This window comes from Paenibacillus sp. 102, assembly GCF_039549175.1.
Taxonomy (GTDB): Bacteria; Bacillota; Bacilli; order Bacillales; family Bacillaceae_G; genus Bacillus_A.
In genome coordinates this window covers 107,481-133,266 of sequence record NZ_JBCGHT010000008.1, presented here as the reverse complement: position 1 = coordinate 133,266, position 25,786 = coordinate 107,481, and the positions used below count along the sequence as shown (strand labels likewise).

Annotated in this window: 24 protein-coding genes; 20 read left to right on the top strand and 4 right to left on the bottom strand. The window is 33.6% G+C overall.

Annotated features, from left to right (window positions below; genetic code table 11):
• Nucleotides 1–68 precede the first annotated feature (68 nt).
• Nucleotides 69–629 carry an NADPH-dependent FMN reductase gene (locus AAIE21_RS18140; protein WP_343268046.1) on the top strand — a complete coding sequence of 187 codons (561 nt, stop codon included), beginning with the start codon at nucleotides 69–71 and terminating at the stop codon, nucleotides 627–629.
• A gap of 188 nt (nucleotides 630–817) precedes the next feature.
• Here the strand turns inward: AAIE21_RS18140 and AAIE21_RS18135 are convergent, their stop codons facing one another.
• A complete protein-coding gene (locus tag AAIE21_RS18135; RefSeq protein WP_343268092.1) occupies nucleotides 818–2,215 on the bottom strand; it encodes a DHA2 family efflux MFS transporter permease subunit in 1,398 nt (465 codons plus the stop codon).
• Between the two features lie 453 nt (nucleotides 2,216–2,668).
• Here AAIE21_RS18135 and AAIE21_RS18130 point away from each other — a divergent pair, with 453 nt between their 5' ends.
• Nucleotides 2,669–3,115, top strand: a complete 447-nt coding sequence (locus AAIE21_RS18130; protein ID WP_343268045.1) for a MarR family winged helix-turn-helix transcriptional regulator — start codon at nucleotides 2,669–2,671, stop codon at nucleotides 3,113–3,115.
• A 327-nt stretch (nucleotides 3,116–3,442) separates the two neighbouring features.
• Here AAIE21_RS18130 and AAIE21_RS18125 read toward each other — a convergent pair whose 3' ends face one another.
• Both AAIE21_RS18125 and AAIE21_RS18120 read right to left on the bottom strand, forming a co-directional pair.
• Nucleotides 3,443–4,078, bottom strand: coding sequence for an FMN-dependent NADH-azoreductase (locus AAIE21_RS18125; RefSeq protein ID WP_343268044.1), 636 nt, complete (start codon nucleotides 4,076–4,078; stop codon nucleotides 3,443–3,445).
• Nucleotides 4,079–4,259: 181 nt separating this feature from the next.
• A complete protein-coding gene (locus AAIE21_RS18120; protein WP_343268043.1) occupies nucleotides 4,260–4,577 on the bottom strand; it encodes a winged helix-turn-helix transcriptional regulator in 318 nt (105 codons plus the stop codon).
• A 386-nt stretch (nucleotides 4,578–4,963) separates the two neighbouring features.
• Here AAIE21_RS18120 and zwf point away from each other — a divergent pair, with 386 nt between their 5' ends.
• The 14 genes from zwf (at nucleotide 4,964) to AAIE21_RS18050 (ending at nucleotide 20,969) form a co-directional block, all read left to right on the top strand.
• Nucleotides 4,964–6,475, top strand: coding sequence for a glucose-6-phosphate dehydrogenase (gene zwf / locus AAIE21_RS18115; protein ID WP_343268042.1), 1,512 nt, complete (start codon nucleotides 4,964–4,966; stop codon nucleotides 6,473–6,475).
• Between the two features lie 34 nt (nucleotides 6,476–6,509).
• Nucleotides 6,510–8,504, top strand: coding sequence for a transketolase (gene tkt, locus AAIE21_RS18110; RefSeq protein WP_343268041.1), 1,995 nt, complete (start codon nucleotides 6,510–6,512; stop codon nucleotides 8,502–8,504).
• A 133-nt stretch (nucleotides 8,505–8,637) separates the two neighbouring features.
• Complete coding sequence (gene gnd, locus AAIE21_RS18105; RefSeq protein ID WP_343268040.1) at nucleotides 8,638–9,531, top strand: phosphogluconate dehydrogenase (NAD(+)-dependent, decarboxylating); 894 nt, start codon at nucleotides 8,638–8,640, stop codon at nucleotides 9,529–9,531.
• Between the two features lie 60 nt (nucleotides 9,532–9,591).
• Entirely contained in the window at nucleotides 9,592–10,260 is a 669-nt protein-coding gene (fsa, locus tag AAIE21_RS18100) for a fructose-6-phosphate aldolase (protein ID WP_343268039.1), read from the top strand.
• Between the two features lie 180 nt (nucleotides 10,261–10,440).
• Nucleotides 10,441–11,778: a glucose-6-phosphate isomerase gene (locus tag AAIE21_RS18095; protein ID WP_343268038.1), complete on the top strand. Its 1,338-nt coding sequence runs from the start codon at nucleotides 10,441–10,443 to the stop codon at nucleotides 11,776–11,778.
• A 453-nt stretch (nucleotides 11,779–12,231) separates the two neighbouring features.
• Nucleotides 12,232–13,287 (top strand): lactonase family protein, encoded by a 1,056-nt coding sequence (locus tag AAIE21_RS18090; RefSeq protein WP_343268037.1) that lies wholly within the window; start codon nucleotides 12,232–12,234, stop codon nucleotides 13,285–13,287.
• Nucleotides 13,288–13,640: 353 nt separating this feature from the next.
• Nucleotides 13,641–14,588 (top strand): nucleoside hydrolase, encoded by a 948-nt coding sequence (locus AAIE21_RS18085; RefSeq protein WP_343268036.1) that lies wholly within the window; start codon nucleotides 13,641–13,643, stop codon nucleotides 14,586–14,588.
• Nucleotides 14,589–14,806: 218 nt separating this feature from the next.
• Complete coding sequence (locus AAIE21_RS18080) at nucleotides 14,807–16,318, top strand: spore germination protein (protein ID WP_343268035.1); 1,512 nt, start codon at nucleotides 14,807–14,809, stop codon at nucleotides 16,316–16,318.
• 27 nt (nucleotides 16,319–16,345) lie between these two features.
• On the top strand, nucleotides 16,346–17,311 hold the full coding sequence (locus AAIE21_RS18075; RefSeq protein WP_481858690.1) for a Ger(x)C family spore germination protein: 966 nt from the start codon (nucleotides 16,346–16,348) through the stop codon (nucleotides 17,309–17,311).
• A gap of 11 nt (nucleotides 17,312–17,322) precedes the next feature.
• Entirely contained in the window at nucleotides 17,323–17,577 is a 255-nt protein-coding gene (locus tag AAIE21_RS18070; protein ID WP_343268091.1) for a spore germination protein, read from the top strand.
• 27 nt (nucleotides 17,578–17,604) lie between these two features.
• Nucleotides 17,605–18,681: a Ger(x)C family spore germination protein gene (locus tag AAIE21_RS18065; RefSeq protein WP_343268033.1), complete on the top strand. Its 1,077-nt coding sequence runs from the start codon at nucleotides 17,605–17,607 to the stop codon at nucleotides 18,679–18,681.
• An 18-nt stretch (nucleotides 18,682–18,699) separates the two neighbouring features.
• A complete protein-coding gene (locus AAIE21_RS18060) occupies nucleotides 18,700–19,791 on the top strand; it encodes a GerAB/ArcD/ProY family transporter (RefSeq protein ID WP_343268032.1) in 1,092 nt (363 codons plus the stop codon).
• 663 nt (nucleotides 19,792–20,454) lie between these two features.
• Nucleotides 20,455–20,589 (top strand): BA3454 family stress response protein, encoded by a 135-nt coding sequence (locus AAIE21_RS18055; protein ID WP_343268031.1) that lies wholly within the window; start codon nucleotides 20,455–20,457, stop codon nucleotides 20,587–20,589.
• A 95-nt stretch (nucleotides 20,590–20,684) separates the two neighbouring features.
• Nucleotides 20,685–20,969: a hypothetical protein gene (locus tag AAIE21_RS18050; protein WP_343268030.1), complete on the top strand. Its 285-nt coding sequence runs from the start codon at nucleotides 20,685–20,687 to the stop codon at nucleotides 20,967–20,969.
• Between the two features lie 361 nt (nucleotides 20,970–21,330).
• Here AAIE21_RS18050 and AAIE21_RS18045 read toward each other — a convergent pair whose 3' ends face one another.
• Complete coding sequence (locus AAIE21_RS18045) at nucleotides 21,331–21,882, bottom strand: hypothetical protein (protein ID WP_343268090.1); 552 nt, start codon at nucleotides 21,880–21,882, stop codon at nucleotides 21,331–21,333.
• 269 nt (nucleotides 21,883–22,151) lie between these two features.
• Here AAIE21_RS18045 and AAIE21_RS18040 point away from each other — a divergent pair, with 269 nt between their 5' ends.
• The 4 genes from AAIE21_RS18040 (at nucleotide 22,152) to AAIE21_RS18025 (ending at nucleotide 25,732) form a co-directional block, all read left to right on the top strand.
• The gene (locus AAIE21_RS18040) at nucleotides 22,152–22,463 is read left to right on the top strand and encodes a metal-sensing transcriptional repressor (RefSeq protein WP_343268029.1); all 312 of its coding nucleotides are present in this window, start codon (nucleotides 22,152–22,154) and stop codon (nucleotides 22,461–22,463) included.
• A gap of 12 nt (nucleotides 22,464–22,475) precedes the next feature.
• A complete protein-coding gene (locus AAIE21_RS18035) occupies nucleotides 22,476–24,872 on the top strand; it encodes a heavy metal translocating P-type ATPase (protein WP_343268028.1) in 2,397 nt (798 codons plus the stop codon).
• Nucleotides 24,873–24,892: 20 nt separating this feature from the next.
• Nucleotides 24,893–25,096 (top strand): copper chaperone CopZ, encoded by a 204-nt coding sequence (copZ, locus tag AAIE21_RS18030; RefSeq protein ID WP_343268027.1) that lies wholly within the window; start codon nucleotides 24,893–24,895, stop codon nucleotides 25,094–25,096.
• Nucleotides 25,097–25,249: 153 nt separating this feature from the next.
• Complete coding sequence (locus AAIE21_RS18025) at nucleotides 25,250–25,732, top strand: hypothetical protein (RefSeq protein ID WP_343268026.1); 483 nt, start codon at nucleotides 25,250–25,252, stop codon at nucleotides 25,730–25,732.
• Nucleotides 25,733–25,786: the final 54 nt, after the last annotated feature.

The window sequence follows — 25,786 nt, the reverse complement described above, 5'->3', positions numbered from 1 at the left end:
TAGAAAATACAGATGGATTTTTCAACTCTCTATCTGCATTTATATTACGATGAATATGGAGGAAAGACATGACTAAAATAGGAATTATTATTGGAAGTACACGTCCAGGGCGTAACGGTGAAGCAGTTGCTAAATGGGTATACGAAATGGCAAAGAAACGTAGTGACGCTGAGTTTGAACTTGTAGATATTGCAGATTATAATTTGCCGATGCTAGATGAGCCAGGTTCTCCAGCGGCTGGACAGTATACAAAATCACATACGAAGGTATGGTCTGAAAAAATTGGATCACTTGATGGGTATGTTTTTGTGACACCTGAGTATAACCATGCAACATCAGGAGCGCTTAAGAACGCACTGGATTACTTATATAATGAGTGGAATAATAAAGCAGCTGGTTTTGTAGGGTACGGTGGAATGGGGGGATCTCGTGCAATAGAGAATTTAAGACTGATCATGGGTGAGCTGCAGGTTGCCGATGTGCGTAACCAAGTCGGATTTTCGTTATTCACAGATTTTGAGAACTTTACTGTTTTTAAACCAGCTTCGCATCATGAAGCGGCAGTCAATAACATGATTGATCAAGTTATTGCGTGGAGTGATGCGTTAAAGGTTTTGCGCAATAAATAAGAGACACGGTATGTGGAAAATCTTCAAAGGATTCATCGAGAGTATAAGAATCATGGATTGTTTGAATTTTCTTTTGAAAAAACGCTATTCTATCTGTAGATTTTTACAAAAGAATAGCGTTTTTCTATATGATGAATACAATTTGATGATGTGGTAGGGAGTTTAATCCAAATCACCATTCGTTCTAGTTACTTCTTTTTAAGAAATAAGGTCATAACAAATACGATAACTGCTAATATAGTAGTTACAAGGAAAGCATCTTGCATTCCTAAAATATTTGCTTCTTTTATTGCATCTGCTTTTGGTAATTTTCCTATTAATTCAGGTAAATAATTTTTCGTTTGTGTCGACATAACAGTGGTCAATAATGCTGTGCCAATTGCACCAGAAATCATACGAGCTGTATTAGCTGCAGCGGCACCATGACGACTCATAGATGGTGGAAGTTGGTTTAATCCAAATGTCATTACGGTCATCATAATAAATGAGATACCGAACATAAAAGCAGAATACAGAATGGTTACATGTAATAAACTGGAATCCAAACTTAAAGTTGTATACAGCCAAGATGTTCCTATAATCGTAAGCATTCCAATAAAAGTTAATGGACGTATGCCATAACGATCTAAAATAATACCAGTTATAGGTGACATAATCCCCATAACAATTGCACCAGGTAATAGGATTAATCCGGTTTGAAGTGTGGAGTGTCCTAAAAGATTTTGAATATATACAGGTGTTAAGAGTTCAACACTATACATCGCAAGTGCAACAAAAGCACCGATTCCAATCGTTATAGAAAACTGTTTGTTTTTAAATACGGATAAGTTAAGCATTGGTTGTTCAGCAACTAACTCTCTCCATATAAATAGACCGATAAAAATAAAACCAATTGTGATTGTAATAATAACTTGTTGAGCACTCCAACCTACGCTTCCAGCCATAGAAAAACCATATAATAGTGAACCTAAACCAATTGTCGATGTAATGACACCTAGCAGATCAAACTTTGGATTTCCCTTTTCTGTAACATTACGTAAAAAGAAGAAAGCTAAAATTAAATCTATTATTCCAATTGGAATAATAATATAAAATAGTACTCTCCAAGAATAGTGTTGCAAAATCCATCCTGATAAAGTGGGTCCAATAGCTGGAGCGAATGTCATAGCAATACCAATCATTCCCATTGCTTTCCCGCGTTTTTCAGGTGGATATAAACTAAATATCACAGTTTGCACAAGTGGCATGATTACACCAGCACCTGTTGCCTGGAGTAATCGGCCAACTAGTAGAAATGAAAAACTAGGTGCGATAGCACTTAAAATTGTACCAATTGAGAAGAGTCCAACAGAACTTATAAATAATTGTCTTGTAGAAAATTTTCCAATGAGATATGCCGTAATTGGAATTACGATTCCATTAACCATGATAAATCCAGTACTTAACCACTGAACTGTATTAACATCTAACTGAAAAACTTTACTTAGCTCAGGAATTGCAACATTTAATAGTGTTTGATTTAAAAGAGTCATAAATGACCCAAGAACAAAAATTGATAGGATTAATAATCTTGCTTTATTGCTCATGTTTAAAGAATTGAATTTATTTTGAGTAGCTTCTATGATAATCATCTCCATTTACTAGTTATTAAGAATGAAATACGAGTTATGAAATAATCTTCCCCGATTAAAGTCTCACTTTATATGAACTTTAAAATGAGTAGGACATACTATTTTTATTGCTGCACGTTTCATATTTAAATCCTCCCTAAAACTATTTTGTACCCTTTTAGGACTTTAAAAGGATAACCTTATTTAGTTGTTAATGCAACTAATGTATTTTAATTTTATAATGGTTATTTAGTAATTTATTTATAATATTAGTTGTTAATGCAACTAATATTACGTTAAAGTTTTATAAGAATCAAGTGAAATGATTTTCTAAATTAAAAATGTGAAAACGAATTAGAATGGGTGTTACAGTTTAAGTACTGTATAATATCTCTATCGACAATGTAATCTCAGAAAGGGGAATTACACATGCAAATAAACAATAAAGAATCAATTGGACGCTGGATTTCATTACTTCACAGATACGGAAATGTTTACATGAATGAACATTTGAAAGAATTTGATATTGGAGCAGGGCAATATCAGTTCCTAGCCACTCTATATCAAAATGAAGGAGTTTCTCAGGATGAACTAGCATGTTTATTAAAGGTAGACAAGGGGACTGCAGCTAGGGCGATCGCTAAATTAGAAAAAGAGGGATACGTAGAAAGAAAAATATTTACGGTTGATAAACGTATTAAAAAATTGTACTTAACGGATAAAGCATATATGTTTGAAGCGAAACTAACTGAGATTTTGTTAGGATGGAAAAATATTTTGATTAAAGATTTGTCAATTGAGGAACAAGAATATGCATTAAAGTTACTAAATAAGATGGCCGGAAATGCGGAAGGTTTCCTTGATGAGATAAGATGATGTACATAAATTTGTTATTTTTGATGTGAGTATTTTTTGTCAAGAGTATAGCTGAAATTAGTATTTATATACAGATATTTAGAAATGTATAATTAAGCCTCCATGTCCGAATGCAGACATGGAGGCTTAATTATAATCTGACGAAAAGATCTATTAAAGATTACTTTGACACCTGTATCCCGCATGAACGGGCAGTAAGACCCCTGTCTAAAGATTCCAAGGAAAACGAGGAAGAGAGGTGGGGAATGAAGAAAAACCCCACTGATTAAAGTATCACTTTATTATGGAGGATCAAACTTTTTGTAATACTTTGTTATGGTGAAATATTTAAAAATATTTAGCGACTTCTTTAGCTTGATTAATAGCCTTTTCTTTAATTTCTTGTGCTTTTTCTGGAAACTTATTGTGCCCTTCAATAAATATCCCCTCAAAGGAAGAAGTACCGAAGAATTCCATCATAACTTCTAAATAACGATGTCCCATTTCTTTATGTACTTCTGGACCTTCTGAATAAATATCACCACGTGCTTGAATGTGCAATGCTTTTTTACCTGTTAATAATCCTATCGATCCTTCTTTTGTATATTTAAATGTTTTTCCAGATACAGCTACAGCGTCAAGGTATGTTTTTAAAATGGCTGGAATTGAAAAATTCCACATTGGAGTGACAAATACATATTTATCAGCCAATACAAATTGTCCACCTAATTCAGCTAGACGTCCAACCTTTGATATTTCAATAGGTGCTAATTCATGTAAAGGAATGCCAGATCTCAGTTTTTCCCACCCATTGAACACATCAGCATCAAGATATGGAATATCAGCTTTGTATAAATCAAGATGAACGACTTCATCATTAGGGTTTAATTCTTTATATGATGTAATAAATTCTTTTCCAACTGTCATACTGTACGATTGAGTATCGTCAAATGGATGAGCGGTAATATAAAGAAGATTTGCCATTTATTTCTTCCTGCCTTTCTAAAATGAGGTCAGTTATTACTTTAATATTAACCAGTGTAAATTTCCTAATATAAATTGTCTACTTATTGAACTTATTGGCTGTACGTTTAGGGAATTCCACTTCATTTTTTCGGATAGTACGTGTTTCATTCATGTGTTTGAAAAGTGCGTTCTATGTTATTTATTCTTTCATCCAACTTTCAGCCCACTGACTAATTGGTCCAAGAATTTTTCCTAACTCTGTCCCTTTTCTCGTTAGTAAATACTCTATTCGTACAGGGCGTTCCGCAATTACATGGCGCACCACTATATCATGATCCTCAAGTTCTTTCATTCTTTCTGTAAGCATACGTTTACTTAAGTCTGGAATCATTGTATGAATTTCGCTAAAACGTTTAGGTCCACTCATTAGTACATAAATAATTAAGCCTGTCCATCTTTTTCCTATTAATTCAAAACTTTTTTCTATTTTAGGTCCTATATCTCGTTGGTCATCCATTTCTCATACCTCCGTATAGATGATTTGTAATTTTATGTTCCCTATGTATGTATTGTAACCACATAAATTATACCAAATAAATATGATAATTCCTTTATTCATATCGAAAATTATAATTAATTGGATATTAAAAGTAACCTATATATTTTTAAGGAGTAAACTTTTTCCGAGAAAAAATTGAGGTTTTCATCAGGTGATTTCCTATTGATATGTAATTTTATTAGATTTTTAGTAGAGTAAATATTTCTTGACGTATAATTATCTTGAGATTATTATGGTTACATAAAGTAACCTAACTAACTAAATGTTATTGGATATAACTTTATTATTTAATAATGATGTTGAAACATTTTTAAGAAATGTTTTTCATAAAAGGAGGAAGAGAAATGGAGTCGATGACATTTGTGTTATTCGGAGCAACAGGGGATTTGGCGAAAAGGAAAATTTTCCCTGCTCTTTACAATTTACATGTAAATCAAAAAATGCCTCAATCGATTTCTATCATTGGTTTAGGGAGATCAGAAATGACTGATGGAGAGTTTCAAAATTATGTGAAACAATCTGTAGAACATTTTTCTCGACATATGGAAGAAGACCAATTGAAAATGGAAAAATTCTTAAAAGCATTTCGATATACTTCGTTAGATGCGACAAATATAGAGGATTATAAGAAGTTATTAAAGGTTGTTAAAGAAAGAGAAGAGGAATTAAGTATTCCGGAAAATCGATTGTTCTATCTATCGGTTGCACCAGAGTTTTTTGATACCATTGCTCTAAATATTAAGGAGAGTGGATTAAGTTCTACACAAGGGTGGAAACGTCTTATTATTGAAAAGCCATTTGGGCATGATTTGAAATCAGCTCGGGAATTAAACAATAAATTAAATAAAGCTTTCAATGAAGATGAGATTTACCGAATTGACCATTACCTTGGAAAACCAATGGTTCAAAATCTTGAGGCTTTAGAATTCGCAAACCCTATACTTCAGGCACTATGGAACAATCGATATATAGCTAATATTCAAATTACAGCAAGTGAAACGGTTGGAGTAGAGGAGCGAGCTGGTTATTATGATCAAGCAGGGGCAATTCGTGATATGTTTCAAAACCATCTGTTGCAACTGTTAATGATGACAGCCATGAATTTGCCAAAAAGGCTTGATACAAACGAAATTCGTTATGAAAAAAGAAAAGTAATGGAGTCTCTACGACCATTAAATAAGAAAAATGTTTACTTAGACGTAGTTCGTGGCCAGTATACTTCAGGAGAGGTATTAGGGCAAAAGGTTATTGGCTATACAGAAGAACCTGGAGTAGCTCTTTCTTCACAAAATGATACTTTTATAGCTACTAGAGTATGGATTGATAATCTTTTTTGGAGCGGGGTTCCATTCTATATACGAACTGGAAAGAGAATGAAGGAAAAATCAACACGTATCGTAGTGGAATTTAAAAACCCACTAAAAGGGCTATACGCAAGGGGAGAGGAAGAAAATGCTCCGAATCTATTGATAGTTGAAATCAATCCTACAGAAGGTGTGTCCTTACAATTGAACAGTAAGAATATTGCTAATGGAACGAAAATAGAGCCGATAAAGATAGATTATACGGCGAATCAAAAAGAAATACCGGAAGCTTATGAACTTTTAATCTTTGATGCGTTACGTGGAGATGCAACATATTTCGCTCATTGGGATGAAGTGGAATTGGCTTGGGAGTGGGTACAACCTATATTAGACGCTTTTGAAGAAAATCAATTACCACTTTATTCTTATGAAGCAGGTTCATATGGTCCTCAAGCTGCACAGCGATTAGTGCAACAAGATGGATTTAAGTGGTGGCTAGATATGCTAGATAAAAAATCAACAGAAACACCAAAGTTAGCTATGCAATCTTAATCTAAGATAAAGATTTACTAGGAGGAAATACAAAATGAGTCAAGATATCCATACGTTATCAGTAAATACCATTCGAACACTTTCAATAGATGCGATTAATCGCGCAAACTCTGGGCATCCAGGACTTCCAATGGGAGCTGCTCCAATGGCTTATGCACTATGGGCAAATCATTTAAATCATAATCCGGAAAATGCGAATTGGTTTAATCGGGATCGTTTTGTTCTTTCAGCGGGTCATGGATCTAGCTTATTATATAGTTTACTTCATTTAAGCGGTTATGGTGTATCTAAAGAAGATTTGAAGAACTTCCGAAAATTAAACAGTAAAACGCCTGGTCATCCAGAATTTGGACATACAGATGGAGTAGAAGCTACAACAGGTCCTTTAGGACAAGGAATCGCGACTGCGGTAGGAATGGCGATGGCAGAAGCGCATTTAGCTGCGAAGTTTAATAAAGATGAGATTCCTATGATTAATCATTACACATATGCTTTAGTCGGTGATGGAGATTTAATGGAAGGTGTTTCCTATGAGGCGATGTCTATGGCAGGTCATATGAAACTAGGGAAATTAATTGCATTATACGACTCAAATGACATCTCTTTAGATGGTTCGCTAAATCTTTCTTTCTCTGAAAATATTCAAAAAAGAGCTGAATCTGCTAATTGGCAATATTTACGAGTAGAAGATGGAAATAATGTTGCAGACATCACAACTGCCATCGAATTAGCAAAACAAAATGCTGAACAACCAACTATTATTGAGGTTAGAACGATTATCGGTTACGGTAGTCCGAAGGTTGCCGGAACAAACAAAGCACATGGTAACCCGCTTGGAACAGAAGAAGCTAAAGCGACAAAGCAAGCCTATGGTTGGAACTATGAAGAAGATTTCTTCGTACCTGAAGAAGTGAAAGCACATTTCGCAGAATTAAAACAAATAGGTACTGGAAAAGAAACTAAATGGAATCAATTGTTTAGTTTCTATAAAGAAGTTTATCCTGAACTTGCAAATGAATTAGAAAGTGCTATTAAAGGTAATGTTTTAATTGATGCAAAAGAAATTTTAACTTTCGATACGACAAAAGCTATCTCTACCCGTGTAGCAAGCGGAGAAGCAATTAATCATTATATGAAATCGATTCCTTCTATTTTTGGAGGGAGTGCAGATCTTTCTCATTCCACGATGACGGATATGAAAGGTGAGGCAGTATATGCAGTAGAATCATTTGCTGGTCGAAATGTTTACTTTGGTGTTCGTGAACATGCAATGGGAGCATCAGCGAATGGAATGGCTCTTCATGGCGGATTAAAGCCTTTTGTAAGTACATTCTTTGTATTCAATGACTACCTTCGCCCATCTATTCGTTTGGCAGCATTGCAAAAGCTTCCTGTAATTTATGTGTTTACTCATGATTCAATTGCTGTTGGAGAAGATGGACCAACTCACGAGCCGATTGAACAGCTTGCTGCTCTTCGTGCGATTCCTGGTCTTACAGTAATCCGACCAACAGATGCCAATGAAACGGCAAGCGCTTGGGCTTTTGCACTGCAACAAACAGAAGGTCCAGTTGCACTTATTCTAAGTCGTCAAAACTTACCAGTCTTTGATGAAACAAAAGAAAATATAGAGAACCTTTCAAAGGGTGCGTATATTTTAACGCAAACGAATGAAACGCCAGATACAATTCTTATTGCAACGGGATCTGAGGTTTCCCTAGCTGTTAATGCAAAAGCTGAACTAGAGAAGGAAAATATATCCGTTCGTGTTGTGGCTGTGCCAAGTTGGGAACTTTTCCATCTTCAATCGAGTGATTATAAAGAATTTATTCTGCCTTATTCGGTTACAAAACGTGTGGCACTAGAAATGGGGATCTCCCTTGGATGGGACCGTTTTGTAGGGTCGGAAGGAACGATATTATCCATTGAGACATTCGGTGCTTCAGGTACTGGAGCCGAGGTAATGGAATGGTTTGGATTTACGACTGAAAATGTTGTTCGTATCACGAAAGATTTATTAAATTCATAACTAAAAGTGTTGTATATAGTAGAAGTTAATTGCTAAATTTCTAGATAGTAAAGGTAATTTTATACAAGAATAGTATGTGGTTTTACAAATAATAGGTCTTTATAGACAAAAATGATTGTAGGAGGAAATGAACATGAAAGTTGGAATTATTGGTTTAGGTAAAATGGGATTAAATTTAGGTCAAAATCTAATGGATCATAACCATGAAGTTGTGGGGTTTGATTTAAATAATAGTGCTGTGGAAGAAATGAAGTCTTACGGAGCAAAGGGAACATCAAATTTACAAGAACTTGTACAATCTCTTGAAACACCAAGAGTTTTATGGATCATGGTTCCACATGCTGTTGTCGATACGGTAATTCGTGATGTTGCACCATTATTAGATAAAGGAGATATTATCATTGAAGCTGGTAACTCTCACTATAAAGAATCTATTCGTCGTTACAATGAACTGAAGGAACTAGGTGTAAGTTTTATGGACGCAGGAACTTCAGGTGGTATGGAAGGTGCACGAAATGGTGCTTCTTACATGATTGGTGGGGACCAAGAAGCTTGGGGAATTGTTGAACCGATCTTCCGAGATACAGCTGTAGAAAAAGGATATTTATATGCTGGACCAGTAGGCAGTGGACATTTCTTGAAAATGGTTCATAACGGAATTGAATACGGTATGATGGCTGCTATTGGTGAAGGATTTGAAATTTTAGAGAAAAGTGAATTTGACTACGATTATGAAAAAGTAGCAAGTGTATGGAACAATGGTTCTGTCATTCGTTCATGGCTTATGGAACTGACAGAAAATGCATTTTCTAAAGATGCAAAACTAGATGAAATCAAGGGGATTATGCATTCTTCTGGTGAAGGGAAATGGACAGTCGAAACAGCATTAGACCTTCAAACAGCAACGCCTGTTATCGCAATGTCATTATTGATGCGCTACCGTTCATTAGAAAATGATACATTTACAGGAAAAGTGGTCGCAGCTCTTCGTAACGAGTTTGGTGGACATGCAGTAGAAAAGAAATAAGAAGAAACGAAAATGAAATAAAAAATAAATGATTTGTTGAAAAAATGGAGGGAATGTAAGATGAAATTTTTCATTGATACTGCAAATTTAGAGGAAATTAAAAAAGCCTATGCAATTGGTGTATTATCTGGCGTTACAACAAATCCTTCTTTAGTAGCCAAAGAAGGTGTGAAATTTGAAGATCGGATTACAGAAATTTGTCAAGCAGTACCTGAGGTTGAATCTGTTTCTGCCGAAGTAACTCCAGATGCTGTTACAGCTGAGGAAATGATTGTACAAGCAGAAGAATTAATTAAAATTAATGGCGGAGATAAGAATGTAACAATTAAACTTCCAATGACTTTAGCAGGTTTAGAGGCATGTCGTTATCTCACTAAAAAAGGAGTTAAAACGAACGTTACATTAATTTTCACTGTGAACCAAGCTCTTTTAGCTGCTCGTGCAGGTGCGACATACGTTTCTCCATTTTTAGGACGTTTGGATGATATTTCTGAAGATGGTGTACAATTAGTTGCGAAAATTGCTGAGCTATTCCGTGTTCATAACTTAGATACACAAATTATTGCAGCTTCTGTTCGCCATCCGGATCATGTAACTCGTGTAGCGATGGCAGGTGCTCATATTGCGACAATTCCTTATAAAGTAATTGAGCAACTTTCTATGCATCCATTAACAGATCAAGGGATTGAAAAGTTTGCTGCGGATTGGGAAAAAGTTCCTAAAAATTAAGGGTCTCTGAAATAAAAGTATCTATTATTTTTTAGAGGGTATTAGTTTCTTTGCAGGAAAATATAGGATGATACATGTGATTCCTCTATCGTTTTGTGAAGGATGCTAATGCCTTCTTTACTTGTAATAATTACAATAGAAAAATGATTACGTATAACCAATATAAAGGAGAAGTGTGGTATGACTATTTCTTTTGATTATTCAAATGTACTATCGTTTATGCAACAACATGAAGTAGATAATCTAAGTGAATTTGTGCGACTATCACATGATATGCTTCATGAGAAAAAAGGATCAGGTTCTGATTTTCTTGGTTGGGTTGATTTGCCGCTTAATTATGACAAAGACGAATTTTCAAGAATTAAACAAGCTGCTGAAAGAATTCGCAGTAACTCTGATGCTCTAATTGTAATTGGGATTGGAGGCTCCTATCTAGGTGCACGAGCTGCAATTGAAGCATTGTCGCATACTTTCCATAACCAAATGAATGATATGACTCAAGTTTACTTTGCGGGTCAAAATATTAGCTCTACTTATGTTTCGCATTTACTAGAACTATTGGAAGATAAAGATATTTCTATTAACGTGATTTCTAAATCAGGTACAACAACAGAACCTGCTATTGCTTTCCGCATTTTCCGTGAGTATATGGAGAAAAAATATGGGAAAGAAGAAGCTAGAAAACGTATTTATGCAACGACTGACCAAGAAAAAGGAGCATTAAAAACATTAGCAGATGAAGAAGGGTATGAAACTTTTATTATTCCTGATGATGTAGGTGGACGCTTTTCAGTCTTGACTGCAGTAGGTTTGTTACCAATTGCTACTGCTGGGCTAAATATTGATAAAATGATGGAGGGAGCTGCCGCTGCTGCTCATAAATACAATAATCCAGAACTGTTAACAAATGAAAGCTATCAATATGCAGCTGTGCGAAATGCTCTTTATCGTAAAGGGAAATCCATTGAATTGTTAGTGAACTATGAGCCGTCACTTCATTATGTATCTGAGTGGTGGAAACAACTATTTGGAGAAAGTGAAGGGAAAGATCAAAAAGGACTTTTCCCTGCTTCTGTTGACTTTACAACCGACTTGCATTCTATGGGACAATATGTTCAAGAAGGAAGACGGGATTTAATTGAAACTGTCTTACAGATTAAAAAACCTAAAATTGAGCTAACTGTTCAAGAAGAGTTAGCAAACCTGGATGGTTTGAACTTTTTAGCTGGAAAAACAATGGATGAAATTAACAAAAAGGCATTCCAAGGAACAGTGTTAGCTCATGTAGATGGAGGAGTACCAAACATGAGTGTTGAATTGGATCAATTAAATGAATTCACATTTGGTGAAATGGTGTATTTCTTTGAGAAAGCTTGTGGAATTAGTGGATTGTTGCTAGGGGTAAATCCATTTGATCAACCAGGAGTTGAAGCATATAAAAAGAATATGTTTGCCTTACTTGGTAAGCCAGGTTTTGAAGCAGAAAAAGCGGAATTGATGAAGCGTTTATCCAAATAAAGTGAAACTTTAATCAGTGGGATTTTCTTTATCCTCCACTGATTATTAGCCCTCACCGATCAGGTTTTTATGGGCAGACCTAATCTCTTTGCTTTCGCGGAATGTTGAGGTGAGGGTTTTACTGCCTGTTAATGCGAGATAAAATTGTAAATGTTAAAAATTTAGACCCTTATCGAGACTTTGGATTAAACTAATGTCTTGATAAGGGAGCTTTTTTATGAAAAGAATTATTTGTGTAGGATTACGTGTCTATGGTGTTGTTAGTTCTATGAAAGGGATTTTAATTCCATTTTTGTGGTAGAATGTCGTAAAGTGAAACGTTGATTAGACCTCACCATTGAACGTTTACAGGTAGTTGATTCCTATTTAACATCTTTGCAATTGTTGCATGTTACGGCGGGGGCTTATTATTCGTTAATGCGGGTTAAATTATTTCAAGGGAGGATATCAAGAATGAATAACAGTAAATTGCTTGGATATATCGGAACATATACGCGAGGGGATAGCGAAGGGATTTATAAATTTACATTGGATACACAGATAGCGACAATTAAAGAGGTTAGTCTAGCGGCTAAATTAGATAATCCTACATACTTAGCTATTAGCGAAGATAATCAATTTTTATATTCCGTCATAAAAAAAGGTGAATCAGGTGGAGTAGCAGCTTTTTCTATTAACTATCCTACTAACAGTCTTGAAGCAATAAATAGCCAAGTATTAGATGGGGCATCACCATGTCATGTGAGTATTGATAAAACAAATCAAATGGTAGTTACGGCAAACTATCATAAAGGGACAATTGAATCTTATATAGTAAATAGAGAAAATGGAGCTTTAGATTCGGCGACATCTATTATAGAGCATAAAGGTTCAGGTCCAAATAAAGAGAGACAAGAAAAACCACATACACATTACGCTGGATTTACGCCTGAGCATAAATACGTGGTAGCTGTGGACTTGGGAATTGATCAATTGATTACATATAAAGTAAGTAGAGGTATTTTAACAGAAGTTAATCGATTGTCAGTTCAGCCTGGAAGTGGTCCAAGGCATCTTGTATTCCATCCAAATGGAAGATACGTTTATGTGATGACAGAACTGAGTTCACAGGTAATCGTTTTAACATATAATGCTGAGAATGGTGGATTTAAAGAAGTGCAATATATCTCTACTATTCCAAATGAATGTAGTGGAAATAATCAAGGGAGTGCAATTCATATATCTTCCGATGGTCGTTTTGTATATGCGGCAAACAGAGGGCATAATAGTATTGCTGTTTTCAGTGTGAATCAAGATTCAGGGGAACTTACTTTTGTTGAATCTGTATATACAGAGGGTGATTGGCCCCGAGATTTCATATTAGATCCTACTGAGAAATTCCTTATCGTTATAAACGAAAGAACTAGTAACCTTGTGCTATTTTCAAGAGACGAGTCACATGGAAGATTAAAGCTTTTGCAGTCTGATGTTGTACCTGATCCGGTATGTGTTAAGTTTTTGAATATTTAAGCCTTATTATTGTTTATAGAGGAATTTATTGTATGAGACACGAAAAAAGCCTCTTTCATATATGTGGTAGAATGATTTTATAGATGTTATATTGCTATGATTTAAAAGGTATGCTCATTTTTGTGAGCATACCTTTTCAGATTGAGGAGAAAGTCTTTAAATTTTTCACATGTGTGTGCTGATTATGTACAAAGTTCACGATTGCAGAATTAGAAAAGAGACGGTTACTGAAAATTTCTTTAGAAAAATAAAAATAATAAATTTATTTTCAAGAAAATACAATCTACATTTGAATATAATCAATTGAAGATTGTATTACAACAGGAAAGGAATTGCAAAAAAGGAGGATATAAATGAAACGAAAAATCTTACTTTTCGGTGATTTTGGAATTGATGATACGATAGCACTTCTATATAGCTTTTTTAATGAAGAAATTGAAATAGTTGGTATAGTGGCCGATTATGGTAATGCTCCGAGAGAAAAAGTCCTTAGAAACATTAATTATCTAAAATATTTATCTGGAAATCAAGATATTCCTGTTTTTGAAGGAGCAACTTGTCCTTTGACTGGAATCGAAATAGTTTATTATCCTGAAGTTCATGGACCTGAAGGATTAGGACCAATTATCCCTCCAACAATTAATTATCCTATTTATCCTCTTTATATGGTTCTAGGTGTTGTTGAAAAAAACCTAGCGGATTTAATTATTGTAAACGTTGGCCGAGTTTCTTCTTTAGCTGCAACATTTATTTTGGGAGTAAAATTAATGCAAGAAGCAAAAGAGTATTTATTGATGGGAGGAGCTTTTTTTTATCCTGGAAATGTTACAGCAGTAGCAGAAGCTAATTTTTATGGTGATCCTTATGCTGCTAATATTATTATTAATTACGCGAAAAATTTAACGATAATTCCGTTGAACGTTACACAAAGAGCTATCATTACACCTAACCAAGTGGAACAGATTGATCAATTTCATCAAAAAACAAAAGATCCAATAGGATTAATTATTAAGCCGTTATTAAATTATTATTATCAATTTTATTCACAAAGTGTGCCTGGAATTGAGGGGAGTCCTTTACATGATGTATTTCCGTTGTGGTATTTGTTAAATAAAGGTAAAGTGACACTGAGAGAAATGCCAATCAAAATGATAGTAGATAGAGGTGATGCTTTTGGCCAGAGTATAGGGGATTTTAGGAGTAGACCTACACCAGGTTTTGTTAAGCATAAGGTGGTTCTTAACTTTGATGAGTTTCAATTTAAAAATGATATTATGGGTGCGTTTTTACAAGTTAGATAAGATTAGTATCAGTAAATGATTATATCTAAACCCTTTTTATTTCTGTTCTGGCTTATGCCCTACCATGATTTTGTTATCTTTTTAAAAATAACCTTTTTACATAAATATAAACGAAGCTCGTATTTGGTTAAAGGGAGTGTATGAATTTTACATTGAAGCAAATACTACATCAAGGATTAAGATAAAGTGTATGGTGGGTTGTAGGGAGGGTAGGCGTGGTGAAAAAGTGGATTATAGATAACTTGGTGACAAGCAGGGGAAAACAAGAAAGGAAAAGTCTTTTTCAAATTCTTGAAATAGCTAAAAAATCAATAGATTTTCATGAGTTCTCCCCTTCAAAAAGGCAAGATTTTTTATTTATTAGCTATTATCGAACGTTGATAGATGGGGAGAAATTACAGGGGAAAATATTGCCTTATATCCAAAGTAATTTAAAAACAATACATAACCTACATCAACTAAAAAGTGTTATTCCAATAGAAGATATTCTAATTACAAATGATACAGAAGAGATTGAATTGAAGCTTAATCAAGGATTTGCAGTAGTTAGGCTACAAAAAACAGATGAAATGTGTGCATTAATCAATATTGAAAATTCAAACTTAGGATATAGAGAAAATAATGAGACTGAGAATGAATTTAGTGTAGTAGGTCCCAAAATAGGGTTCGTTGAAAATATTGATATTAATATACACTTGCTAAGAAGACAAATTGTAGCATCAGATTTGATTTTTGAAGAAATAACAGTTGGGTCTATGTCAAAAACGAAAGTGGTAATTTTTTATTTAGAAGGCATTACAAATCCTAAACATATTCAAACAGTTCGTGAAAGGTTAAAGAATTTAGAATTTGACATGGTCTTTGATAGCTCTCAAATTGACCAAATGATTACAGATAATGCTCATACACCTTTTCCATTATTTCTATCGACAGAAAGGATGGATCGTGTTACATATGCAATTGTTAATGGTCAAGTTGCAATTATGAGTAGTGGTTCGCCATATGTTATTACAGGGCCAGCAACAATTATGGATTTTTTTGTATCTCCAGAGGACTATTACTTACCATGGGTTATTGGTTCGTTTTTTAGAATCATACGGATACTTGGGGTTATTTTCTCCATGTTCTCCACTCCTCTATATGTTTCGGTTTTAACGTATCATTATGAAATCATTCCAGTAGATTTATTAGGGCCTATTGTTAATTCAAGAGTAAATGTCCCATTTCCGCCTGTATTGGAAGTGATTTTTTTGGAAATAACCATTGAATTATTAAGAGAAGCTGGAGCGAGACTTCCAACCAAAATCGGTCAAACATTAGGGATAGTAGGTGGGATTGTCATTGGACAAGCTTCTGTTGAAGCGGCACTAACAAGTAATATTTTACTTATTATAGTATCTCTTTCTGCTTTAGCATCGTTTACAACTCCTATTTTTAAAATGTCCAATACAATTCGTCTATTAAGATTCCCTTTCATTTTAGCTGCAGCTCTTTGGGGTGGGTTTGGGATCATTATTAGTTTTGTGCTTTTATTAACTCACCTTATGAGATTAAAATCTCTTGGAACACCTTATTTGGTCCCTTTATATCCATTCAGAAGTTCAGATTATGCGGATAGCTTTATTCGTTCCTCTTATAAATACACCACTAAAAGACCGGGATATCTTAAGCCAAAGCTATTAAAAAGATACAACGCTGGACAAGATCATGATGATATTAATAACGAGTAATAATTACAATAAAATGGAGACACTGATATGAAAAGAATCATTTGTTTTATGATTATTGCAAGTGTTTTATGTGGATGTCTTCGGATGAAGGTAGTTGATCAACTAGATATTCTTAAAGTTTTAGCTTTTGATAAAAAAGAGGATAAGCTTGTAGGAACAGCACTTTATCCAGAATACGCACAGAATGATAAAGAAAATAAAGCTGGGTTTCTAAGGGCAGAAGCCTCCACCACAAATATTATCTTGAGTAAGATGAATCGGAAAACTTCATCTCCTGTTGAAATAGGGAAATTAAAAATGTTGATATTTGGGGAAAATTTAGCTAGAGAAGGGATTTCTGAACTTGTACGTGCTATATGTAAAGATCCTTTAATTGGAAGCCGTGTGCAAGTTGCTGTTGCGGAAAATTCAGCTGAAAAATTATTAAAAAAGGCAAAAAAAGAGGGTGCTTTATTCTTATTTGAATTAGTAGAACAAAATATTAAAAAAGAAAGTTCACCGCTTACTAACTTACAAGTGTTTTTATTTAATTATTATGGGGAAGGACGAGATGCTTACTTACCTTTTTTAAAAGTGAAGAAAGACAATTCTATAGCAATAGATGGAGTAGGTATTATAAAAGATGGAAAATTGAAACTACATTTAAATGAGAAAGATATGTTCACATTTAAACTACTCTCTGGTCATAATATGAATGGGAATATTGAGGTTTTGGTGAAAAAAGAAAATAAAAAAGGTTATGTTGCACTGAATAACTTATATGGGGTTATGAGTATGAGAGCTAGTAACTTAGACTCTATACCTAAAGTTACAGTTCATATCACGATGAATGGATTGATAAAAGATTTACCAAGTTGGTTAAATTTAAAAGATATTCAGAACGTAAAATTCATATCAAAAGAAATAGAAAAAAAACAGAACGAAGAAGTATATCAGTTATTGAAAAAACTGCAAAAGTATGAAGTTGATCCGGTAGGAATAGGAGATTTTTAAGATTCCCTTTCATTTTAGCTGCAGCTCTTTGGGGTGGGTTTGGGATCATTATTAGTTTTGTGCTTTTATTAACTCACCTTATGAGATTAAAATCTCTTGGAACACCTTATTTGGTCCCTTTATATCCATTCAGAAGTTCAGATTATGCGGATAGCTTTATTCGTTCCTCTTATAAATACACCACTAAAAGACCGGGATATCTTAAGCCAAAGCTATTAAAAAGATACAACGCTGGACAAGATCATGATGATATTAATAACGAGTAATAATTACAATAAAATGGAGACACTGATATGAAAAGAATCATTTGTTTTATGATTATTGCAAGTGTTTTATGTGGATGTCTTCGGATGAAGGTAGTTGATCAACTAGATATTCTTAAAGTTTTAGCTTTTGATAAAAAAGAGGATAAGCTTGTAGGAACAGCACTTTATCCAGAATACGCACAGAATGATAAAGAAAATAAAGCTGGGTTTCTAAGGGCAGAAGCCTCCACCACAAATATTATCTTGAGTAAGATGAATCGGAAAACTTCATCTCCTGTTGAAATAGGGAAATTAAAAATGTTGATATTTGGGGAAAATTTAGCTAGAGAAGGGATTTCTGAACTTGTACGTGCTATATGTAAAGATCCTTTAATTGGAAGCCGTGTGCAAGTTGCTGTTGCGGAAAATTCAGCTGAAAAATTATTAAAAAAGGCAAAAAAAGAGGGTGCTTTATTCTTATTTGAATTAGTAGAACAAAATATTAAAAAAGAAAGTTCACCGCTTACTAACTTACAAGTGTTTTTATTTAATTATTATGGGGAAGGACGAGATGCTTACTTACCTTTTTTAAAAGTGAAGAAAGACAATTCTATAGCAATAGATGGAGTAGGTATTATAAAAGATGGAAAATTGAAACTACATTTAAATGAGAAAGATATGTTCACATTTAAACTACTCTCTGGTCATAATATGAATGGGAATATTGAGGTTTTGGTGAAAAAAGAAAATAAAAAAGGTTATGTTGCACTGAATAACTTATATGGGGTTATGAGTATGAGAGCTAGTAACTTAGACTCTATACCTAAAGTTACAGTTCATATCACGATGAATGGATTGATAAAAGATTTACCAAGTTGGTTAAATTTAAAAGATATTCAGAACGTAAAATTCATATCAAAAGAAATAGAAAAAAAACAGAACGAAGAAGTATATCAGTTATTGAAAAAACTGCAAAAGTATGAAGTTGATCCGGTAGGAATAGGAGATTTCATCAGAGGGAAAAAAAGGGACTGGAAAGAAAAAGAGTTTTATAAAATTTATCCTTTCATTACGTTTAGAGTAGAAACAAAGTTGAATTTGATACAATCAGGTATTGGCGAATGAGTTAAGATGGTGAGAAAAATGAATGAACAAAAAGTGAAAAAAAGTTCAATGGTAACACCATTTTTTGTGTTTTTTTTAGTTCATTCTTCACAGACTGGTGTGGGGATTTTGAGTTACCAAAGAGAACTGATTCAAAGGGCAGGACACGATGCATGGCAATCCATTTTAATTACAGGAATAAGTATACATCTTGTGATTTTGATGATGTATTCCATTTTAAAAGATTCAGAAGAAGGGGACATAATTGCTATTAATAAGAGTCTCTTTGGGAAAATAATAGGGCATCTTCTATCTGCATGCTTTTTAGGATACATGGCTCTATCAGCACTTAATGTTACTAGGGCCTACATAGAAATTTTACAGGTGTGGATTTTTCCGATGATTCATACATGGGAGCTGACCTTGCTTGTATTAGTGGTAGTATATTATATTATCTCGGGTGGATTTAGGGTAGTGACAGGTATTAGTTTTTGGGGTGTAGTCATTCCATCATTTTTAATCATTATGATGTTCTTTCTATTGAAATATGCGCATTGGAATAATTTGTTGCCGTTATTTAATCATGATATTTCAGATCTTTTAGAATCAGCAAAAGTATCAATGTTAATGTATCTTGGATTTGAATCTTTATTTTTATACTATCCGTTTATTAAAAATAGGGATAAATCACAAAAATGGGCACAAATCGCTACATTATACACAACTATTTTGTATTTGATTTTAACAATTATCTCTTTTGTATATTTCACTCAAGGGCAATTAAAGCATACGGTTTGGGCTACATTAATTATTACGAAAATTTTCCAACTTCCTTTTATTGAGAGGTTTGAGTATATTGTTATTTTTATTTGGTTTCTAGTTGTTTTACCAACTATTTGTTGTTATGTATGGAGTTTTACAAGAGGCGTCAAGAAAATGTGTAACATTCAACCGAAAAAATCTTTGATATTCGTCATTTTATTAATATATATAGCGTCAGTACTTATCGATAATAGGGTTAAAGTGACGATTTTAGGAAACATTACATCAAATCTTGGATTTTATATTATATATGGTTATGTGCCTTTACTATATGTAGTGACCAAAATAAAAAAAAATTATCAAAAATGAGTATGTATTAATACTTGATTTGTACAAGTAGTTTGGTCGTCAGATAGAATGTCTTTTTAAATGAGAGCGTTGAATAAAGAGCGTACAAATAAAGCTATCCAACCTGAGAAATATACAGGAAGGGTAGCTTTTATTATGAATATTCGTTATTTGTTTCAAAGTGAAAATTCTCATTAAAATTTGAAATGAACTTGTTATTTCAATAAGAATACAGAAATTATTTTTTCATTGCTTAGTTGTTCATAAGGTGAAACTTTAATTATTGAGGCCTTACTATTCATATTAATGTCGAATAAAAAGATAAATATACTTTGTTTGTTGAAGAAGAGAATAAAGATAAATATTTTTCTTGACGGGAAAATATTTAAAGTATATTATCATTACGTAAAGTAACCTAATTTAAAAAAGTAAGTAAGTAAGTTGATGTAAGAGATAGTAACGGAAAAACAAGATAGAAATGGGAGGGTTCTTCATTCAACTATCATGTTGATCATTCTTTCATTACTCATTGGTTACTTAATAACGTATTTAAATAAGACTTGTATAGTCTTTATATATAGTACATGTGATAAAACATAAGTTTTGTAAGAGCTATTACAAAAAATACTATATTTCTAACTAGGAAAAGATAGTTTGTTTGTATAGGTGAAAGGAGGGATAAGAATGATGGCGATAACTGTTAAAGTCAATATTCAAGGGAAAAACTATCAAACAAATGTTATTGCTTATGCAGGAATGACGAAAGAAGCGATTGAACATATGGCTGAAGTACAAGTTAAAAAACAATGGTCACTATAGATTTTATTCATATTTTATGAGAGATACACAATAAGCTTATTTAAACAGAAAATAGATCAGCTTACTTTAATAAAAAATTACGTAGGAGTGAGGCAATGAGTATATTGATGATGTACATGGCCATGTCATTCCTACTGTTCTTGACCGTTTTGAATTATATAGTATTTACAACTTATCAAGATAACAGAAAGAAAAGAAGCTGGATAGGAATGATTGTTATGGTGGTAGGTACGCCTATAGTTATGATAGGAATTGCTGTGGGTATGATGTATATAGGAATAGATGGAATTGGGGCTAGGGTGTCAACAGTGTTAGCAGGGCTGGTTACTTTTATGAATGGCACGTTTATATTTTTGATGAATCGTGCATATAGAATATAATATTGCAGAGATTGATGTATTAAAAGTTTATGAAATAAGGTTAATTTTGTTTAGAAAAGCTGATAGAAGGTTTGTAAATTGTTAAAGATACCTTGAATTTGGAGTAGCTTTTATAGCAGACAATCTAGGTGAATGGATGTTTCAATGCTACGATTTACATCACGTTTCTGCGGGATAAAGGGTGACATTAATAGATAACTTCTTTCACTAATTATTTCAACGATTGTGAGGCTCATTTGTTGGTAGAACACAAATTTATAATATAATTCAATCTAATCGCTCTGTTAAAAATAAAATTAAGGAAATAGGATAAACACCCTCAATGTTATAAAACATTGAGGGTGTTTATCATTTATAGGTGCTAGTGTTTATGTATATGTTGTTCATGTTTGGTTGGGAGTGAGGGAGTATGTTGTGGGAATGTTACAAATACAGTCAGCACAATTGCTATACTAATTGAAAGTAATAATAAGAACCAGCGGTGAATATAGGGAGAAAAAGTTTCTGATAAGAATTGAATGATACATGATGTAGTAATGGTTATCGTGAGCAAGATACTAATAAGAAGTATACTGTGTGCTTGTTGAGCGCTTAACATTTCTGTAATCATAGCCCCCATCATACCAGCCATTAACCCAGAGAACATGCCTTCTAAAGCAGAGTATAGATGAAAGCGGAGTCCAACTAAAAAACCGATTATACTACTAATCAAAATAGAAAATAGAGTAGAATATAACAAATCACCTTTAAAGAGAATGCCAAAATAGAATCCAATACTTAATCCTATGCTCATACTAAAAGACATAATAAATACCATATACTCCATTAGGGTACCTTTGTTTTTAGAAATATAAGAAGTACAAAGAACCAAGATGAAACAAAGTATTAAGGTGATTAATGTATAAGTGGATATAGTAATACCTCCCTGTCTTTTTGTTCACTTCATCATATGAGTGAGTATAGAATACTTATGCCTATTTATATCTGCAAAGTATCTGCATAATTTCGAAAACCTAACGATAAATGAGATTCATTATAAAGATGATTGTTTCAACATTATGAAAAATAATTAGTGTATGCTTGAAAAAAATTAAAAATAGGTTTGTTATCAGTTGCGTTTTATACCCCTTACCCGTATAATGTATTTAAAGAGCGATGATTACTATAACTGAGGTGATATTGATGGGGCATTGTGAAGGTAATGAAACAAATCCAAAAATGGTTCCTCGAACAGAAGAGGAAGTTCAAAATGTTATAAAACGTTTAAAGCGTATTGAAGGGCAAGTACGTGGGGTTCAAAAAATGGTTGAAGATAATCGGTACTGTGTTGATATTTTAATTCAAATTTCAGCGATTAATGCAGCTTTAAATAAGGTAGGTTTTTCTTTGTTAGAACGTCATACAAAACATTGTGTAGCAAAGGCGATTCATGAAGGGAATGGAGATGAGTCTATTCAAGAATTAATGAGTGTCATAAAACAGTTTTCAAAATAGGAGGGGTATACAATGGATAAACAAAAACATGTTACGCTTGGCGTTACAGGAATGACATGTGCAGCTTGTGCAACTCGGATTGAAAAAGTACTAAATAAAATGGATGGAGTAGAAGCTAATGTAAATTTAGCTATGGAAAAAGCAAGTATCAAGTATGATCCATCCCAGCAAGAAATCGCTACTATAAAAAATAGAATTGAAAAATTAGGCTATAACGTAGCGGAGGAAAAAGTTACTTTAGATATTGAAGGAATGACATGTGCAGCTTGTGCAACCCGAATTGAAAAAGTGTTAAACAAAATGGAAGGCGTTTCGAATGCGACTGTAAATTTAGCTACAAATAGCGCGGTTGTAGAATATAATGAAAGCTTGATTTCGACGGAAAATATTTTAGGAAAAATAAAGAAAACGGGGTATAAAGGACAGATACGTAATGAAGATGTAGATCGTTCAGCAAGAAAAGAAGAGGTTATTAAGGCGAAAAAGCGTCAACTTATCATTTCTATTATTTTGTCTTTACCTTTACTCTATACAATGATTGGCCATATGCCATTTGATACAGGTATACCAATGCCACATATTTTAATGAATCCATGGTTTCAACTTCTATTAGCAACACCAGTTCAATTTTATATTGGTGGTCATTTCTATGTTGGTGCTTACCGTGCGCTTCGAAATAAAAGTGCAAATATGGATGTACTAGTTGCCTTAGGAACATCAGCAGCTTATTTTTATAGCCTATATGAAGCATTGAAAACATTAGGAAATCCTGCATACGTTCCAGATCTGTATTTTGAAACAAGTGCAGTTCTAATTACATTAATTCTAGTTGGAAAGTATTTTGAAACATTAGCAAAAGGACGTACAACAGAAGCAATTTCTAAATTGTTGAGTTTACAGGCTAAAGATGCACTTGTTGTACGTGAGGGTCAAGAAATACGGGTACCACTTGAAGAAGTAGTGATTGGAGATACGATCATTGTAAAACCAGGTGAAAAAATACCTGTGGATGGTATTGTAACTTCCGGGGTATCTTCCGTTGATGAATCTATGATTACAGGAGAATCTATTCCAGTTGATAAAAAAGAAGGAGACGCTGTTATTGGCGCTACTATTAACGCAAACGGTGTTCTGACTATTAGAGCTGAAAAAGTTGGAAAAGATACAGCTTTAGCAGGCATTATCAAAATTGTTGAAGAAGCGCAAGGATCTAAAGCACCTATTCAAAGATTAGCAGACATCATTTCAGGTATTTTTGTTCCTATTGTTGTGGCTATTGCTTTAGTTGCTTTTATTGTATGGTATTTCTTTATCACACCAGGGGATTTACCAAAAGCATTGGAAGTCGGGATTGCCATCCTTGTAATCGCTTGTCCGTGTGCGTTGGGTCTGGCAACACCAACTTCTATTATGGTTGGTACAGGAAAGGGAGCTGAGAAAGGAATTCTCTTTAAAGGAGGTGAATTTTTAGAAGGGACGCATAAAATCAATGCTGTGTTACTTGATAAAACAGGAACAGTAACAAAAGGGAAACCGGAAGTTACTGATGTGTTAGAATTTGAAGAAGGCATGCTCGGTTATGCTATTTCAGCTGAAAGTGCTTCTGAACATCCATTAGCACATGCAATTGTTGAATACGGAAAGAAAAACGAAATTCGATTGAAAAATTTAAAACAGTTTTCAGCAATTCCAGGTCATGGGATTGAAGCAAGCATTGAAGATAAAAAGGTTCTTGTTGGAACACGTAAATTAATGAATGAACAATCAGTAGAAATATCACAGCATGAAGAAGTTATGAAAGAATTAGAGTATCAAGGTAAAACAGCAATGCTTATCGCAATTGATGGAAAACTTGCTGGAATTATCGCTGTAGCTGATACAGTAAAAGAAAGCTCAAAGTATGCGATTCAAACATTAAAAGAAATAGGAATCGAAGTATACATGGTAACAGGTGATAATAAACGTACAGCTGAAGCGATTGCGAAGCAAGTTGATGTTGATCATATATACGCAGAAGTATTACCAGAAGATAAAGCTAAAATTGTAGAAGATTTACAAAAACAAGGAAAACGAGTAGCGATGGTGGGAGACGGTATTAATGATGCACCGGCTCTTGCGAAAGCTGATATCGGTATGGCTATTGGAACTGGTGCAGATGTAGCGATTGAAGCAGCGGATGTTACTTTAGTTGGTGGGGATTTATCTCATATCTCAAAAGCAATTGAGTTAAGTCGTAAGACAATGAAAAATATCCGTCAAAATCTATTTTGGGCTTTATTTTATAATGCAATTGGAATTCCTGTAGCTGCCGCTGGATTATTAGAACCTTGGGTAGCAGGGGCAGCAATGGCATTTAGCTCGGTATCTGTTGTGACGAACGCGCTTCGTTTGAAACGTGTTAAAATATAAAATAAATGGAGGAATTTATTATGACTATCACATTAAACGTACAAGGAATGACATGTAATCACTGTAAAATGGCAGTAACAAATGCACTTACAGAGTTAGACGGAGTACAAAATGTTGAAGTGCATTTACAAGAGGGAACTGTAAATGTAGAGTATGATGACACAAAAGTAGATGTAGAAAAAGTGAAAGAAGTTATTGAAGATCAAGGATATGATGTGAAGTAAGAGGTAATCTCAATTATTTTTAGGAAAAAGGTCGCTTTATAAAAGGGATACTACATATTATACATGTATAATATGTAGTATCTTTTATTTTTTATAACTTTTTACGATTTAGGTCTTGAATAATAGTTTGTCTCTTCTCAATTAGATGGTGAAGTGGTATCAATTAATATAGCAGAGGTTTCAAATAATAAAAATCGTGAACTCCAGGTGGAAGCGTTTATAGATGCAAAAGATATTTCAATAGAGGAAACCCAATTGATGAACACAATTACCAAATTGGATTATTTCTTTTACGGCTACTGTATTGCTGTTTTTATTGCAGATGATATTTATATTTTCTCAGCTATTGTAAGTTTAATTTTATTGTTATCTATTAAACCCTTGAATATTATCAAAAGTGAGTTTCTGAATAGTGAATTTATATCTACAAAAGAAACATATTTTTCTTTTATTAATTATTATTTCTTTTATGTGATTTCGATAGTTTGGTTCATGTTTTTCCCTAATCTTTCAGCCCTATTAATTGGAAGCATTAGTTTACTAACTATCAATATCTATATTCATAGAATTGCCAAAAAATTCATGATGAAAAAAATGGTTCCTAATACTTATGATAAGGAGCTAAAAGGTTTATAGTGAAGTTCATTACTCTAATGATACCTTAAATAGGTATATTATACTTAGGTACTT

Excerpts from the sequence above, each read along its gene's own strand:
- AAIE21_RS18040 (WP_343268029.1), top strand. The coding sequence starts at position 22,152 with ATGGGGCATTGTGAAGGTAATGAAACAAATCCAAAAATGGTTCCTCGA.
- AAIE21_RS18090 (WP_343268037.1), top strand. The coding sequence starts at position 12,232 with ATGAATAACAGTAAATTGCTTGGATATATCGGAACATATACGCGAGGG.
- AAIE21_RS18085 (WP_343268036.1), top strand. The coding sequence starts at position 13,641 with ATGAAACGAAAAATCTTACTTTTCGGTGATTTTGGAATTGATGATACG.
- AAIE21_RS18035 (WP_343268028.1), top strand. The coding sequence starts at position 22,476 with ATGGATAAACAAAAACATGTTACGCTTGGCGTTACAGGAATGACATGT.
- AAIE21_RS18060 (WP_343268032.1), top strand. The coding sequence starts at position 18,700 with ATGAATGAACAAAAAGTGAAAAAAAGTTCAATGGTAACACCATTTTTT.
- AAIE21_RS18055 (WP_343268031.1), top strand. The coding sequence starts at position 20,455 with ATGATGGCGATAACTGTTAAAGTCAATATTCAAGGGAAAAACTATCAA.
- AAIE21_RS18130 (WP_343268045.1), top strand. The coding sequence starts at position 2,669 with ATGCAAATAAACAATAAAGAATCAATTGGACGCTGGATTTCATTACTT.
- AAIE21_RS18120 (WP_343268043.1), bottom strand. The coding sequence starts at position 4,577 with ATGGATGACCAACGAGATATAGGACCTAAAATAGAAAAAAGTTTTGAA.
- AAIE21_RS18125 (WP_343268044.1), bottom strand. The coding sequence starts at position 4,078 with ATGGCAAATCTTCTTTATATTACCGCTCATCCATTTGACGATACTCAA.
- AAIE21_RS18095 (WP_343268038.1), top strand. The coding sequence starts at position 10,441 with ATGACTATTTCTTTTGATTATTCAAATGTACTATCGTTTATGCAACAA.
- AAIE21_RS18065 (WP_343268033.1), top strand. The coding sequence starts at position 17,605 with ATGAAAAGAATCATTTGTTTTATGATTATTGCAAGTGTTTTATGTGGA.
- AAIE21_RS18140 (WP_343268046.1), top strand. The coding sequence starts at position 69 with ATGACTAAAATAGGAATTATTATTGGAAGTACACGTCCAGGGCGTAAC.
- copZ (WP_343268027.1), top strand. The coding sequence starts at position 24,893 with ATGACTATCACATTAAACGTACAAGGAATGACATGTAATCACTGTAAA.
- zwf (WP_343268042.1), top strand. The coding sequence starts at position 4,964 with ATGGAGTCGATGACATTTGTGTTATTCGGAGCAACAGGGGATTTGGCG.
- AAIE21_RS18050 (WP_343268030.1), top strand. The coding sequence starts at position 20,685 with ATGAGTATATTGATGATGTACATGGCCATGTCATTCCTACTGTTCTTG.
- AAIE21_RS18075 (WP_481858690.1), top strand. The coding sequence starts at position 16,346 with ATGAAAAGAATCATTTGTTTTATGATTATTGCAAGTGTTTTATGTGGA.
- fsa (WP_343268039.1), top strand. The coding sequence starts at position 9,592 with ATGAAATTTTTCATTGATACTGCAAATTTAGAGGAAATTAAAAAAGCC.
- AAIE21_RS18135 (WP_343268092.1), bottom strand. The coding sequence starts at position 2,215 with ATGAGCAATAAAGCAAGATTATTAATCCTATCAATTTTTGTTCTTGGG.
- gnd (WP_343268040.1), top strand. The coding sequence starts at position 8,638 with ATGAAAGTTGGAATTATTGGTTTAGGTAAAATGGGATTAAATTTAGGT.
- tkt (WP_343268041.1), top strand. The coding sequence starts at position 6,510 with ATGAGTCAAGATATCCATACGTTATCAGTAAATACCATTCGAACACTT.